The sequence below is a fragment of the Allomuricauda ruestringensis DSM 13258 genome (assembly GCF_000224085.1).
GTDB classification, from domain to species: Bacteria; Bacteroidota; Bacteroidia; order Flavobacteriales; family Flavobacteriaceae; genus Flagellimonas; species Flagellimonas ruestringensis.
The window spans coordinates 509559-524529 of the sequence record NC_015945.1; the positions used below are offsets into that span (position 1 = coordinate 509559).

10 protein-coding genes are annotated in these 14971 nt (G+C 41.7%); 4 read left to right on the forward strand and 6 right to left on the reverse strand.

Annotated elements, in window-relative coordinates:
* Positions 1 to 195 precede the first annotated feature (195 nt).
* Entirely contained in the window at positions 196 to 567 is a 372-nt protein-coding gene (locus tag MURRU_RS02485; protein WP_014031839.1) for a hypothetical protein, read from the forward strand.
* A gap of 77 nt (positions 568 to 644) precedes the next feature.
* Here MURRU_RS02485 and MURRU_RS02490 read toward each other — a convergent pair whose 3' ends face one another.
* The 3 genes from MURRU_RS02490 to asnB form a co-directional block, all read right to left on the reverse strand.
* Positions 645 to 1655 (reverse strand): DUF6588 family protein, encoded by a 1011-nt coding sequence (locus MURRU_RS02490; RefSeq protein WP_014031840.1) that lies wholly within the window; start codon positions 1653 to 1655, stop codon positions 645 to 647.
* Between the two features lie 72 nt (positions 1656 to 1727).
* On the reverse strand, positions 1728 to 3668 hold the full coding sequence (gene gyrB, locus MURRU_RS02495; protein WP_014031841.1) for a DNA topoisomerase (ATP-hydrolyzing) subunit B: 1941 nt from the start codon (positions 3666 to 3668) through the stop codon (positions 1728 to 1730).
* A 256-nt stretch (positions 3669 to 3924) separates the two neighbouring features.
* Entirely contained in the window at positions 3925 to 5595 is a 1671-nt protein-coding gene (gene asnB / locus MURRU_RS02500) for an asparagine synthase B (RefSeq protein ID WP_014031842.1), read from the reverse strand.
* Between the two features lie 239 nt (positions 5596 to 5834).
* Here asnB and MURRU_RS02505 point away from each other — a divergent pair, with 239 nt between their 5' ends.
* On the forward strand, positions 5835 to 6368 hold the full coding sequence (locus tag MURRU_RS02505; RefSeq protein ID WP_014031843.1) for a DUF2911 domain-containing protein: 534 nt from the start codon (positions 5835 to 5837) through the stop codon (positions 6366 to 6368).
* Between the two features lie 89 nt (positions 6369 to 6457).
* Here MURRU_RS02505 and MURRU_RS02510 read toward each other — a convergent pair whose 3' ends face one another.
* The 3 genes from MURRU_RS02510 to MURRU_RS02520 all read right to left on the reverse strand — a co-directional run bounded on the left by MURRU_RS02510 (position 6458) and on the right by MURRU_RS02520 (position 12940).
* The gene (locus MURRU_RS02510; protein WP_014031844.1) at positions 6458 to 8077 is read right to left on the reverse strand and encodes an amidohydrolase; all 1620 of its coding nucleotides are present in this window, start codon (positions 8075 to 8077) and stop codon (positions 6458 to 6460) included.
* A gap of 81 nt (positions 8078 to 8158) precedes the next feature.
* Positions 8159 to 9904: a TonB-dependent receptor gene (locus MURRU_RS02515; RefSeq protein WP_014031845.1), complete on the reverse strand. Its 1746-nt coding sequence runs from the start codon at positions 9902 to 9904 to the stop codon at positions 8159 to 8161.
* A gap of 12 nt (positions 9905 to 9916) precedes the next feature.
* Positions 9917 to 12940 (reverse strand): tetratricopeptide repeat protein, encoded by a 3024-nt coding sequence (locus tag MURRU_RS02520; protein WP_014031846.1) that lies wholly within the window; start codon positions 12938 to 12940, stop codon positions 9917 to 9919.
* 312 nt (positions 12941 to 13252) lie between these two features.
* Between MURRU_RS02520 and MURRU_RS02525 the strand changes: the two genes are divergently transcribed.
* Together MURRU_RS02525 and MURRU_RS17280 are read left to right on the forward strand one after the other, a co-directional pair.
* Positions 13253 to 13798 carry a LemA family protein gene (locus MURRU_RS02525; protein WP_014031847.1) on the forward strand — a complete coding sequence of 182 codons (546 nt, stop codon included), beginning with the start codon at positions 13253 to 13255 and terminating at the stop codon, positions 13796 to 13798.
* A gap of 15 nt (positions 13799 to 13813) precedes the next feature.
* The gene (locus tag MURRU_RS17280; protein ID WP_014031848.1) at positions 13814 to 14917 is read left to right on the forward strand and encodes a DUF3137 domain-containing protein; all 1104 of its coding nucleotides are present in this window, start codon (positions 13814 to 13816) and stop codon (positions 14915 to 14917) included.
* Positions 14918 to 14971: the final 54 nt, after the last annotated feature.

Consider the following 14971-nt stretch of genomic DNA (forward strand, 5'->3'; position numbering starts at 1 on the left):
AATGCTGACTTTTACCAGTTTTAGCCACTCCAAGCATCCAAAATGCACAAAGTTGATGTTCACTTAAAAATGAACTGAAAGATAATCTCACCACTAAGGAGAAAAGCAAAAGCAAATATTTTATCTTTTTTATGCAATAGTTTCCTACAAACTTACGTTCTAATAGTCCCAATTTTAATTTAACCTACTTGACCCATGAAAAAACTCTTTTCATTGTTGTCCATTGTCGGCATAATTGCGATAAGCAACTGTACCAGTGTACCAGAGAACCACGACCCTATTTTGGGCATCTGGGCAAAAACAGAATTATCCACCATTGAAGGCAAAAGCGCCGGTACCGTTCGTGAACAATGGATTTTCAACGATGTATACCTAGGTAGGTATCAAAGATATTCCGACTCCAAATTAATTTTTTACACTGATTTTAAATGGTCCCAAGAAAAAGGAACCTATTCCATTATATATGGCGACCCCCAAGTGACCGATATTACGGTAAGCTTGGAAAAAGCCAAAGAACCTGAAGTATTGACCTTGGACAATGGCTCGGTCTTCGCCACCAGGGAATAACGTGAAGACTACATATATGAGAATAGGAGGCCCCGAAACGGGGCCTTCTTTATTGGTTGGTTGATTTGGTCTTTTTTCTACCTGAATCCAAAGTTAACACCAAAGGTGAAAGTACTGAACTCAGAAATATTGTATTCTGCGTTGAGCCTAAAGAAGCCCAGTTTTAACTTTGTACCCAAGTTGGCCGAAACTCCACTTGCTTTCTTGGAAACGGAGAACGGATCTTCAACGGTTTCCGAAAAGAAAGGTCCGTTGGCTTCATAAGTACCGAGCAAGTCAATGTCCGATTTACCTGTAATGTATCCCAATCCCCCATAAAAGTTGATCACGGGTATATTTTTAGTGGAAACAACAGCACTAAAATTCCATGTTTTGAAAGATGCATCAATACGTTGGTTCTCGCCTTCGATAAAATCAGAATCCGTAAAATCGTATTCACCGTTCAAGTTGGTATATCCGATTACTGCCGAAATGGCCACGGGCAACATCTTGTCTGCTGGCAACATTTTGGTAAAGTCATATTGCAATCCCGCACCGAAAAGCCCAATTTTGGCATCGTCATCAAATTTGATTTTGGGCAAAAAACGTGCTTTCACTTCCAAACCTTTAATCAATCCCACGCTCCCTTGAAGGTATCCTGATGGGATAAAATTCAGATTCTCTGCAGAAAGACCCGTAGGAAGTTCAAACTCTTGACGGAACAAACTGCTTTCATCATCTACAAAAACTTCGACCCCTTCAATATCACCCAGACCAGTGGCTACCATTCTCGCCTGACCGGGGTTATTTACAAAGTCTAAGTTTTCATAATCAGCAGGGTCTAACAAGAATGCCTTTTTATCGTCTTTATTTTTGAATCCGGTCATGTTTCCGATTATGGAAATTTCAAATCCCCCCAAAGGTTTGGCTTCGGCGGTATTGTACCATCCATTGGAAATACTATAGATGGATGCTTCTGACACAGGGGCCAGATATGCATTGGAAAATCGTTCGGCATCTGCCACACCCGAGACAAAAATATCGTTCAAGTCCTGGGCTTTTCCCATGGTTACAGAAACTAGCGCTAGTACTAAAATTATTCTTTTCATGATGTTGAAGTTTTACCAAAACTAAAAAACTCGCCTTTGAGGGGCGAGTTTTTGTTGTGAAATAGCTATTATCTATACATCTATATTGGCATAGACGGCATTTTTCTCTATAAATTCACGTCTAGGAGGCACTTCATCCCCCATCAACATGGAAAATATTCGATCTGATTCCGTTGCATTATCAATGTTTACTTGACGTAATGTCCTAAATTCTGGATTCATGGTGGTATCCCAAAGCTGCTCGGCATTCATTTCCCCAAGACCTTTGTATCGCTGGATACTTGCGCCGCCGTTCATTTCTGCATTGATTGCTTCACGCTCCTTTTCGTTCCAAGCATAACGCTTTTTGGAACCTTTTTTCAACAAGTACAATGGAGGCGTGGCGATATAAACATGACCACCTTCTATCAATTCTCGCATGTAACGGAAGAAGAAGGTCAAAATCAGAGTTTCAATGTGGCTACCATCAACATCCGCATCACACATAATCACTACTTTATGGTAACGTAGTTTTTCAAGGTTAAGTGCCTTACTATCCTCTTCGGTTCCAATAGTTACCCCAAGAGCTGTATAGATGTTCTTGATTTCTTCGTTTTCGAAAACCTTGTGCTGCATGGCTTTTTCCACGTTAAGGATTTTACCTCGCAAAGGAAGAATGGCCTGAAAGTGCCTATTTCTACCTTGTTTGGCGGTTCCTCCCGCTGAATCCCCCTCAACCAAAAATACTTCACATAGTGTAGGGTCTTGCTCGGAACAATCGGATAGTTTCCCGGGCAATCCACCCACGCTCATTGGGTTCTTACGCTGAACCATTTCACGGGCTTTTGCAGCGGCATGCCTAGCTTGCGCAGCAAGTTTTACCTTCTCCACAATTTGCTTGGCATCATCTGGGTGTTCCTCCAAGTAAATGGTCAACATTTCGGATACGGCCTGACTCACCGCACTGGTCACCTCTCGGTTACCCAATTTGGTTTTGGTCTGACCTTCGAATTGTGGCTCCGCAACTTTTACAGAAACGATTGCTGTCAATCCTTCACGAAAATCATCTCCTGATATTTCAAATTTCAGCTTATCCAACATACCGGAATTATCGGCATACTTCTTCAAAGTGGATGTTAATCCTCGCCTAAAACCGGATAAGTGGGTACCCCCTTCGTGGGTGTTAATATTGTTTACATAGGAATGAAGGTTTTCGGTATAGCCCGTATTGTAGACCATGGCCACTTCCACAGGGATACCGTTCTTTTCTCCTTCCATGGAGATTACATTCTGAATCAGCGGCTCACGCGTACCGTCCAAAAACTTGATAAATTCCTTTAGACCTTCTTCAGAATAGAATGTCTCGGCTATATATTCCCCTTTTTCGTCCTTGTTTCGTTTATCGGTAATTGTTATGGTAACTCCTTTGTTCAAGTAGGAAAGCTCACGCATCCTATTGCAAAGGGTTTCATAACTATATTCTGTGGTCTGGGTAAAAATGGAATTGTCCGGGACAAAAGTGACTATGGTACCTGTTTCATCACTTTCGCCAACACTTTTTACAGGATAGAGGGTCTTACCTCTCTCATATTCCTGTTCCCAAATTTTTCCATCTCTATAAACCGTGGCTTTTAAATGTACTGAAAGAGCATTGACCACGGATACTCCAACACCGTGGAGCCCACCGGAAACTTTATAGGAATCCTTATCGAACTTACCGCCGGCACCAATCTTGGTCATTACAACCTCAAGGGCAGAAACCCCTTCTTTCTTGTGAAGGTCTACAGGGATACCCCTACCATTGTCCTGCGTGGTAATTGAGTTGTCTTCATTGATGATCACGTCTATCCGATCGCAATGACCGGCCATGGCCTCATCAATAGAGTTATCCACTACTTCGTACACCAAGTGGTGCAATCCTCTGACCCCTACATCTCCAATATACATGGAAGGTCTCATACGTACGTGCTCCATTCCCTCAAGGGCTTGGATACTATCCGCCGAGTATTGTTTCTTGTTAGCTTCTTCGCTCATATATTTTTAAGTATTTGCCTCAATTTTTCAAATCCTACAAATATAATCAATACCCCATGCAAATGGCCTCTAAGAGCCTGTTGAACAGCTTAAGTTATCAACAAATCCTGTGGAAAACGACCTATTTTTAAAAGCATACAAGCACGCCATGCCAAACAACTAAAAAGCCCCTTGGATAAGGGGCTTTTCGGACTAATTAAAAAATGAAACAAGTTAGCTTTACTGCTTCATATCGTTTGGTTGGTTTAAACGGGGGTTATTTCACATACGCATCGGTATGAACCTTAGCCACGGCTCTTCCCGATGGGTCGTTCATGTTCTTGAACGCCTCGTCCCACTCCAAGGCAATCTTGGTACTACAGGCTACTGAAGGTTCTTGCGGAACGCTCAATGCTGCTGCATCTGACGGGAAATGACTTTCAAAAATGGAACGATAATAATATTCTTCTTTCGATGTCGGTGTTTGGATAGGGAACTTGAAATGGGCATTTTCCAACTGCTCATCGGTAATCTCTTCTTCTACCAAAGCTTTCAAAGTATCTATCCAGCTGTATCCAACACCATCTGAAAATTGTTCTTTCTGTCTCCAAGCTACACTTTCGGGCAGATAATCCTCAAAAGCTTTGCGCACCACCCATTTCTCCATACGCTCTCCGTTGATCATTTTATCTTTTGGGTTAATGCTCATTGCTACATCCATAAATTCCTTGTCCAAAAAAGGTACTCGTCCTTCTATACCCCATGCTGCCAACGATTTATTGGCCCTAAGGCAATCGTACATGTGGAGTTTATCCAGCTTTCTTACGGTCTCCTCATGAAAATCCTTTGGGCTTGGTGCCTTGTGAAAATACAGGTATCCTCCAAAAAGTTCATCTGCCCCTTCACCGGAAAGCACCATCTTTATTCCCATGGATTTAATCACCCTTGCCATTAAATACATTGGAGTTGAAGCTCTTATGGTTGTAATATCGTAAGTTTCTAAATTATATGCAACATCTTTTATCGCATCCAACCCTTCTTGAATGGTAAATTTTATTTCGTGGTGCACGGTGCCGATATGATCCGCTACCTTTTGAGCGGCTGCCAAGTCAGGTGAACCCTCCAATCCTACGGAGAAAGAGTGCAACTGTGGCCACCAAGCGTCGGCGGTATCACCGGACTCTATTCTTTTTTGAGAATATTTTTTTGCAATGGCCGATGTTACGGAAGAATCCAATCCTCCGGATAACAACACACCGTAAGGCACATCGGACATTAACTGACGGTGCACGGCTGCTTCCAAAGCATCTTTGATTTTTACTATACTGGTTTCGTTCTCCTTAACGGCATCATACTCCATCCAGTCCCGCTTGTACCATTTTACAAACTCCCCATCGGAGCTGTGCATGTAGTGTCCGGGAGGAAACAATTGAATTTTTGAACAAGTCCCTTCCAAAGCTTTCAGTTCCGAAGCCACATAAAAAGTTCCGTTTTTATCCCAACCAATGTACAATGGAATGATGCCCATGTGGTCACGAGCAATGAAATATTCATCTTTTTCTGAATCATAAATGGCAAAACCAAAGATTCCGTTCATTTCATCCACAAAATCAGGGCCCTTTTCTTGGTAAAGTGCCAAAATAACTTCACAGTCGGATTGGGTCTTGAAATCGTATTTCCCATCAAACTGTTTTCTTAACTCTTGATGATTGTATATTTCACCATTGGCGGCCAGAACCAATTTCCCGTCCGCACTCAACAATGGTTGCTTTCCCGAAGCAGGATCTACAATGGCCAACCTCTCATGGGCCAAAATAGCTTTGTCATCGGAGTAGATACCACTCCAATCTGGCCCACGGTGCCTTACTTTCTTCGACATCTCCAACAATTGGGGCCTTAATGCTTCTGTACTTTCTTTTACATCAAATGCGCAAACAATACCACACATAAAATTAATTTTAGTAACAATTTTAAAACAAAAGTAGCTTTAAATATTAAAAAACAAAAGCATTAATGTAATTTAGATAACATTTATTAACTTTAATAAGTAAAAAACAATTTAATTGTAATTTACATTAAACTTTATTGTTTAAACCCGAACGCTTTGTAAGGCTTATTTAAATTTCTCGTCTGTATATTGGAACAACATTTAATTAACTAGTTTTGAAAAGAACTTAAATCACAATCATGAAGAAATTAACATTACTACTTTTAGTGCTTTGTACCAGTTTGGTATTTACTACAGATGCCACTGCTCAGAAATTTAGCGGACTTGACAAAAGTCCAGCTGACATTGCCTACTACCCTGCCAGTTCCAGGGAAGCTAATAAAGCTGCACGTGTTATATACAGCCGTCCACAGTTAAAGGGACGTAGCTTGGCTGAACTTGCTCCCGTTGGGAAGGTATGGAGAACCGGTGCAAACGAAGCAACAGAAATTACGTTTTACAAGGACGCCAGTGTTGGTGGAAAAACTATCAAAGCTGGATCCTACGCTCTATTTACCATTCCTGGTGAAGATGAGTGGACCGTTATCTTGAACAGCAACTTGCACCAATGGGGCGCATATTCGTACGATAGCGACAGCGATGTAGTTCGTACAACTGCAACAGCCTCTACCGATAACGAAGAGTTGGAAGCTTTTGGTATTGCTTTTGATGATGATGGTAATATGGTTATGGGTTGGGGAACTACAAGGGTTACCTTGCCTATCAGCTACTAGAAAGTATAGATTTTAAAAAAAGAAAAGCCCCGAAATGGGGCTTTTTTTATTGCTCTTTAACCGCATAATGTTTTAATGACAAAGTAGTATTATTTTTTCCGAACGCCACCCAAGAAAACCTGTTCAGCAGTTACATTCGGTATTTCTTCTGATGTAATCGTCATAATATCATCGCTCAATATCACAAAGTCAGCAAACTTACCTGGTTCAATGCTCCCTTTCTCTTCCTCTTCAAAATTGGAGTACGCTGCCCAAATGGTCATACCCTTCAAGGTTTCTTCCCTGCTCAAGGCATTCTCTATTTGAAAACCGCCTTCGGGATATTGCTCTACATCTTGACGGGCCACAGCTGCGTAAAAGGTTAAAAACGGGTTTACCTGCTCCACAGGAAAATCAGTACCTAAAGCCACCAATCCCGCTTTGTCCAGCAAATCCTTAAAAGCATAAGCTCCCTTTACCCGCTCGGCACCCAACCTATCGGCCGCCCAATACATGTCGCTTGTGGCGTGGGTGGGCTGTACGGATGGAATGATGCCATTTTTAAAATAATCGAAATCGGATTGTGAGATTACTTGCGCGTGCTCCACCTTCCATCTGCGGTCCGTTTTGCCTTCCAAGGCTTTTTCATACGCCCGAAGCACAACAATATTGGCAGAATCGCCAATGGCGTGGGTATTCATTTGGTAGTCGGTCTCAGCAATTCGCTGCGCCAAGGCTTCAATTTGGTCCACAGGGGTTACCATGGCACCAAAATGTCCGGGCTTATCGGAATAGGGTGCTCTCAACGCCGCCCCTCTTGACCCCAAAGCGCCATCGCCATAAACTTTTACAGAACGAACGTTCAATCCCGCTGTTTTGATGATGCCTTTTTCCAAAAAGTAATCCAGATTCTCGGGGTAGTTGGAAACCATGGCATATACCCGAATAGATAACTCGCCGGCCTGCTGTAGGCTATCAATCAGTTCAATGATATCTCTGGACAAACCGGCATCGTTTACCGTGGTCAATCCATAATCCAAAGAAATCTTCTCTGCATCTTTAAGTGCTTGTATTTTTTGCTCCAAACTGACTGGTGGCATCACCTTGTTGATCAAACCCATGGGGTTATCGACCAAAACCCCGGTAAGCTCGCCCTCTTCTTTTACGATTTCACCACCCTCGGTTTCGGTATCAGCAGTAATACCCGCCAAATCCAATGCTTTTTGGTTCACGAGATAAGCATGGCCATCTATTCGTTCCAATGCAATGGGGGTATCTGGAAACAACTCATCCAGTTTATCCTTGGTCGGGAACTCCTTGACCTCCCAATCGTTCTGATCCCATCCCCTACCTAGAATAAAGTTTGATGGGCGCTCTTCTTGAAACGCCACTACCCTGTCCACTACTTCATCAAAACTTTGGGTGCCCACCAAATCCACTACCTGCTGATTCTGTCCCAACCCATAAAAGTGACAATGGGCATCAATGAGGCCCGGAACAATTGTCTTGCCCTCGGCATCCAATTGCTTTTGGGCGGTATATTTTTTGGAGATTTCTTCCGTATCGCCAACAGCAACAAATTTTCCATCTTTGATGGCTATACTGGATACTTTGGAAAAAGCATCGTCTACCGTGTATATGTTCGCATTATAGACAATAAGGTCAGCCTCTTCTTTAGTGGTACAAGAAAAAACTAAAGCGAGGCTGATAAGAAAAAAGAACTTTTTCATTTTTGATGGTTTCTACCAAAAATAGAAAATACAGGGATAATGCTATCGTGTTTACCTGAATAAAATTTGTCCGAACACTGTTTAAAAATCAAACTTGTATGATACACCAGCCAATGCTTGGAAACCTTGCACTCTAAAATTGGCCCAACGCTGATAATTGTTGTTCGCTATGTTGGAGGCTTTCACAAAAATGGACAATTGCTCGTTAAATCGATACCCTACATGGGCATTGGCATCAAAAAAGCCCTCTAAGGTGACTTGTTGGAATTGTAGTTCCGAATCAATGGTAGTAATTTGAGACAACAAATCATCCCGTTCTCCTACATAAAATAGGTTGGCACCCATATACCATTGATCGCTTATTTGATAGTCCATAAACAACGAACCTTTGATTGATGGCAAGTTCCATGCTGGGTTATCCGTTTCTGTATCATAATCGTAGAATTCTGCATTCACGCCCAAAGAAAAGTTGCGGTTCACATCTACATTAATTTCACCGAAAACGCCCAAGGTTTTTACATCATCATAAAAAACCTGGAAGGAATTGCCGTAATAATAACTCTTTTCATCGTCCCAAAAATTATTGGTTGGGTTGTGAATAAATAACGGCTTTCTGTTTTCTGCCATGTACGACCCTTTGATATTGTAGCCCACATTGGATGTCAACTGCCCCTTGAGCCCTAAATATCCTTCATACTGTTGATCAGTCGGAATAATATCCAAGGTTGGTGACACATAAGGATTCTCGTCCACAAAATCATGATAGGAATTTTGCTTCAAATCACCTTCGATTCCACCGTAGGCAATCACATTTTCGTCCATAACACGGTATGAAGCAGTCACAGCAGGATAAATATAAAAGTTGTTCTCACTATTTTCGATATCCAATCCGTAAACGATGTTGGCTCCCAAGTTCAAGGTTAGGTCATCACGCAAGATCAACAAGCTTGGTGTTACCCCTGCCTGTAGATTGCTGTAATTTTTTTCGCCTGGGTTATCCAGTTCGGAAATGGTTCCATTTTTAAAATTGCCACCTACATAATCCACTTTGACAGAAATCGTAATCAATTCCTCCGTAATGGGAAGTTCAAATGTTGGGTTGATCACTGCTCGGTTCTCTGCGGACTCGGTAGCGTCCCAAAATCGTCTCAACAACACATTTCCGCTCTTAAAATAAGAATCTTCCATGTTGAAGTGTGCCTTGGCCTCCGCATTGAAATAATTTTGCTGCTCGTCCATGGCATTGACCTCATCCTCACTGAACAAATCACTCTGAATTCCATACCAATTGTAAAGCTGATGTTGTAGCCCAATTGCTGCTCCCCAATCCATATAACGGTCCTTTTTGGTATAGGAGGCATTCAATTTGGTGTCATAAAAATCAGTTTCCAAGGGTGTAGAGTCCAAATCGCCACGTGACGAGTTGTGGGAGAGACCAAAATCCAACAGGTCTTCCCCTCTGTTAAAATCCCTACTGGTATAGAAATCCACCAAAGCATTGTTATAATTGCCCAAACCAACCGATGCATACGAATTGTACAAAGTGGGCGGTGGTGTTCTTTCAACTCCAGAAGCCTTGCCCTTTGCAGGCGTAAAGGTTGATGCCACTGGAACGGAAAATATGCTGTAATTGATTTTCTTCTTTTGAAGCACAATGGAATCGTTCAGCGATGGAGATGATTTGATTTTAAAGGCATCCGAAACGGTAGGGGAATACGGTTTTACCACCGTTACCGTTTCTGTACCAATGTTATCTTCTTCTTGGGCGATAACGGCTCCACAAAGGCTCAAAAAAAGTAATGAAAATATATAGGTTCTCTTTTGCATGCTGTGTCTCGTTTAATTTTCGTTGGGGTCTACGGATGAATTGCTTTCGGCTTCTTTGGCTTTGATCGTGGCCAGTTCAGTTTCTGCATCCGAAACGATTTCCTCAAATTCGGAAAAGTTGGTAATTACGCTTTCCAGAATATAGGTGGCCTGAAAAGCATCTCCCAAGTTGTAAAAATTCTTGGCCATGATCACCAATCCCTTTCCTGCCCACTCTTTGTAGGCTGCATAATCCTTGGCCAGTTTTTGAACGGATTCGTTGGATGCTTCAAAAGCCTGTTCCTTATTTTTAAAATAAGCATCGTAGTACCAAGCTTCGGCAGCGAGTTCTCCAGAAGCAATCTTTTTCACATCCTGGTAAGCCGTTTTTGCCAAAGTTTCATTATCGATGGCAATGGCAGAACGCGCTATCATTATCTGCGCATCACTCCTGATGCGGTCATCAATTTTAGGGGCGTTCAACACTTTTTCGGCATAAGCTATGGTCTGTGAGTAATCTTTTTGACCATAAAAACCTTTCATCAAATTGGATTGGGCAAAGGTTTTGTTCTCAGAAATATCTGCTGTGCCTTCCAACCTCTTCAAATAGGGAATGGCACTATTGTAATCTTGTTTTTCCACATAAATTTCGCAAACACGGGTCAAGGCCTGTTCGGTATATTCACCGTTTCCTCCATCGGCTACCGCTTTATACTTTGGCAGGGCCCTATCTTTTTCGCCATTGGCAAAATACAATTGTGCCAGAGCAAAATTGACGTTCTGGGTGTGCAATCCATTCGGGAATTCTTTCAGGTAATCTTCGTACCCGCGAATGGCTGCTGGGATTTTACCTTCAATTTGCTTTCTTTCGGCAGATTCAAAACTGGCATTGTCAAGTTCCCTATCTGTTACCTCGACAAAATCCAAGTTCCGCGCCCAAGCGGCATATTCGCTTACCCGACCTTCGTCCACATAAACCAATTTGGCTGTGGCAACGGCCTGTTTGGCTTCTTGGGTGTTGGGATATTTTTGAACCACTTCCTTGAGTTTGTCCAAAGCTTGCTCGTTACGGTTGGAATTGTAATAGACCAATCCAGACCGCAACAATCCGCGTGGTGCAAATTTGCTGCCCGAGTATTCATCCACAATGCGGTCGTAGGTTTGAAGCCCTAAATTTTCTTGGTTATTGTTGATATAGGAATTCCCCAATTCAAACAAGGCATCATCCCGTAGTGATGAGCTTGGGTACATGGTCAAAAATTCATTCAGACCATCAATTTTTGCTGAATTATTGCCTAAAAACCCATCACAAAGTGTTTTTTGGAATGCTGCATAATCCCGCTCGGGACCATTCATTTTTGATGAAGTATCGTAAGCCTTCATGGCCAATTGGTATTTGCTTGTCACAAAATAGCTGTCCCCCAATCGCAGATATCCATCATTTTTTCTTTGGTCGTCAATAGCATTGGAATTGACCACATTTTTAAAATAGGATATGGCATTATTGTAATCTTTTAATTTGAAATATGAGTATCCCAAATTGTAATCCAATTGAACATATTCCGGAAGCGATTTTGCCACCGGGGAATTTTGAAACTTAACAAAACCGACCAAGGCCTCCTCGAAACGGTTCAATCTGTAGGCAGATTCTGCCTTCCAATACAAGGCACGAGCTTCAAAACTGGAGTTTTCTGCACTTTTTAAGGATTTATCCAAGTTTTCCCAAGCTTCTTCGTAATCACCATCTATAAAAAGTTCTATTCCTCGATAGTAGGCCACTTTTTGATAGGTTTCTTTGCTAGCATAGTTTTTGTTCTCCTCCAATAGCTGCATCGCACCTTCAAAATTTCGGGAGGTAATGTAGGAGTCCACCAAAAGTTCTTGAATTTCCAATTGATGCTCATCCTTTGGATATTTTTCCAGATAAGTGGTCAACACCTGTGGAACGGGTTCGTAAGCATTACCTATTTCGTAGCTCAAACGGGCATAGTTCAACCAGGCATCTTTTTGGATTTCTGGACTGAACTCCATTTGCGAAGCATTTCGGAACGCGTTCAAAGCTTCTGACTTTTTATCCAGCTTTAAATAGCACTCCGCCAAATGGTAGTATGCATTTTGGGAAACTGCATTGCTTCCGCCCACAATTTTATTGAATTGCTGGATGGCTTTTTGATAATCGCCCAACTTGTAATGGCTGTAACCCAACAAATAGTAATCGGTGTTGTTCCATTTGCCACGTTTGCCCTTGTATTCTTCCAAATAGGGAATGGCCTCCGCATATTGTTCCAAATTGAAGTAACTCTCCCCGATAATTTTGTTGAGTTCTGAAACTTCTTGACGATTGGATTTTGGCAATTGCTTTTTGGCCATGGCGATGGCTTCTTCAAACTTACCGAGCTTAAAATTCAGGTCAGCTTGATAGTAGGACAGCTTCTCATCGAGCAATTCGGGGTCTTGAATTTGGTCGAATCGGGCGCTCGCGGAACTGTAATCGTCCTGTTCATAAGCAATGTACCCCAAATAATATTTGGCCTGTGAACCATATTTTTGGGAGGTGGTGACCTTATTCAAATAGCGTTCAGCTTCCTTTGGACGTTTAGATGCGTACAAAGCGTATCCGTTGTTAAAATTAAAACGGTCACGCTCCGAATACGGCATGGAATTTTCGTCCACCTTTTTGTACCATTTTAAAGCGTAAGGGTATTTTCCTGTCTCAAAATAGTAATCGGCCACGTCAAGAAATGCAGAGTTTCGTTTTGTGGATGTAGGATAACGCTCCACAAAATCTTCCATCATTTTATCGGCTCCCCGCTGATTTAGCCTTATGGCAGCATTTGCAGCATAATAAGCACTATTAGCTTCGGTTTCACCATCCTTGGTATTGGCCTTTACGGACTCAAAAATGTGCTGCGCGGCTTGGTACTGCTCATTATTATAGAGCGCCAAAGCATCTTGATAGGCTTTGTTTTCGTGGGTATAGATCTTGGTTTCCTGTGCTGAAAGCACAAAAAAACTTCCCATTAAAATGGGAAAAATAAAGAGGTTTTTTCGATTCATAGTGTTCTACGCTGTTCTCGATTGACTTTACTCATAACGTCAAAATTAAAGCCAAAGTATATTTAAAATGTCATTTGCCGAAATTTACGAACATCTGCTTGTACAACATCCATTAATTGTTACTTTTACCACCAAGTTGCCAGACAACCTCACTGGCCTGATGTTCCAAAAATACTTTTTCAGAGGATAATTCCTTTCGTTTTTGGAACAACAAATCCAAACCTCAACATTTTAGAATAAAGCATTAACCCCTTCAGCTTTGAAAAAAGGACAATCCAAGATTGTCCCAAGCGTTTAATGTAAATTTTTATTATGACCTACTTAATTAGTATTGTACTGGTCTTTTTGTTGCTTTTTATTTTTATATACAACAATCTGGTCAGCAAAAAGAACAAGACCGAAGAGGCTTACAGCAGCATTGATGTGATGTTGAAAAAAAGAACGGATCTTATTCCGCAGCTTGTAAATGCCGTAAAAGGCTACATGAAACACGAGAAGCAAATCCTGACGGACATTACGAAGCTAAGACAGCGAATAGTTGATCAAAAGGTGGACGATCGCGAGAGAATACAACTCGAAGACCAGTTGGGCGACAAACTTGGCAAGCTCCAAGTATCCGTTGAGGCCTACCCAGACCTCAAGGCCAGCGAAAATTTCCTTTTGTTGCAGAGCAGTTTAAATGAAGTGGAAGAACAACTTTCCGCTGCAAGACGGTCTTACAATGCAGCGATATATGCTTTCAATTCCGCTTTGGAGATGTTTCCTTCCAACATTGTTGCCAAATTGATGGGATACACCCAAAAACCCATGTTCACCATTGAGCCTTCGGAAGCCGAAGTTCCTAAAGTTTCAATCTAAAACTAACTTGTCATAATGGATTTTAGCAGCATTAAAAAACAACTGCTCCCTTTGCTGGTAGAGGCTGAACCACTTAGAAGAAAGTATCGCAAATACAAAGCGGTAAGCTTCTTTTTTATGCTCTTATTTTTAAGTGTTATAATAGCCCTTCCTCTTTTAATGTACTTTTTCAATTATAAATATATTGAATGGTTTGGGGGTTTGCACAAAAGTGAAATATGGCTCACATCCCTGCAAATGCCAATGTTTCTCTTTATTGGTGTTTTCTATGCTGTATATGCCATGGCCAACTCCCAAAAAAGAAAATACCTGGCTGTTGAGAAAGAAATCATGAGAAGTCTTTTGGAAAAAATTGTTCCCACATTCCAATTCGATGCGAACAAACAAATTGATGCCCGGGAAATCGCAAACAGCGAATTGCTGGCCAAGCACAACCCTTTTGTACAGGACAAGTCAAGGGAACAGATCTACAATATGAACCAAGGTGTGCTTTCCGGAAAAGTGGGCAGCACCTTTATTTCCATGGGAAACATCAAGATTGTTGGGCTACAAGTCAGCCCCTACCTTATGTACATTCCCTTCTATGCGCACATATACATGGCGTACACCTACCTAAAGCCCTGGTTCAAAAAAGGAAAAAGTATCGATGAAATGGGAAGCAGCTTTGTGGGGATGTTTGCCACTATGGATTTCAATAAAAAATTCAATGGCACCACCATTGTACTGCCCGATCAATATGAAAAAAGGATTGGGTACATGGCCAAGACCCTACAGTCCATGAACCTCAACCGAAATCAATTGGTGAACATGGAAGATACCGAGTTTGAAAATGAATTTGTGGTGTATAGTACCGACCAAACGGAAGCCCGTTACATCCTATCGCCCTCCTTAATGCAGCGAATCACTGCTTTCAAGAAAAAAGTAGGGAACTCAGTGCTTATGTCATTCAAAAACGACAAGCTTTACATGGCAGTCCAACTACCGTATGGCTTTCTGAGTTTACGGCAAAACCAAAATTTGGTCACCTCCAACGTACTTGAACTTTTTTATGAGGATATTACAACGGCCGTAGGCATCGTGGAAGACCTTAACCTGAATACCAAGATTTGGACAAAATAACATCCAGTTTTTCCAAAAAATAAGCTTTAACCATAAATTTTGATGTTGATCTCT

Excerpts from the sequence above, each read along its gene's own strand:
- MURRU_RS02520 (WP_014031846.1), bottom strand. The coding sequence starts at position 12,940 with ATGAATCGAAAAAACCTCTTTATTTTTCCCATTTTAATGGGAAGTTTT.
- MURRU_RS02515 (WP_014031845.1), bottom strand. The coding sequence starts at position 9,904 with ATGCAAAAGAGAACCTATATATTTTCATTACTTTTTTTGAGCCTTTGT.
- asnB (WP_014031842.1), bottom strand. The coding sequence starts at position 5,595 with ATGTGTGGTATTGTTTGCGCATTTGATGTAAAAGAAAGTACAGAAGCA.
- MURRU_RS02510 (WP_014031844.1), bottom strand. The coding sequence starts at position 8,077 with ATGAAAAAGTTCTTTTTTCTTATCAGCCTCGCTTTAGTTTTTTCTTGT.
- MURRU_RS02490 (WP_014031840.1), bottom strand. The coding sequence starts at position 1,655 with ATGAAAAGAATAATTTTAGTACTAGCGCTAGTTTCTGTAACCATGGGA.
- MURRU_RS02505 (WP_014031843.1), top strand. The coding sequence starts at position 5,835 with ATGAAGAAATTAACATTACTACTTTTAGTGCTTTGTACCAGTTTGGTA.
- gyrB (WP_014031841.1), bottom strand. The coding sequence starts at position 3,668 with ATGAGCGAAGAAGCTAACAAGAAACAATACTCGGCGGATAGTATCCAA.
- MURRU_RS02525 (WP_014031847.1), top strand. The coding sequence starts at position 13,253 with ATGACCTACTTAATTAGTATTGTACTGGTCTTTTTGTTGCTTTTTATT.
- MURRU_RS17280 (WP_014031848.1), top strand. The coding sequence starts at position 13,814 with ATGGATTTTAGCAGCATTAAAAAACAACTGCTCCCTTTGCTGGTAGAG.
- MURRU_RS02485 (WP_014031839.1), top strand. The coding sequence starts at position 196 with ATGAAAAAACTCTTTTCATTGTTGTCCATTGTCGGCATAATTGCGATA.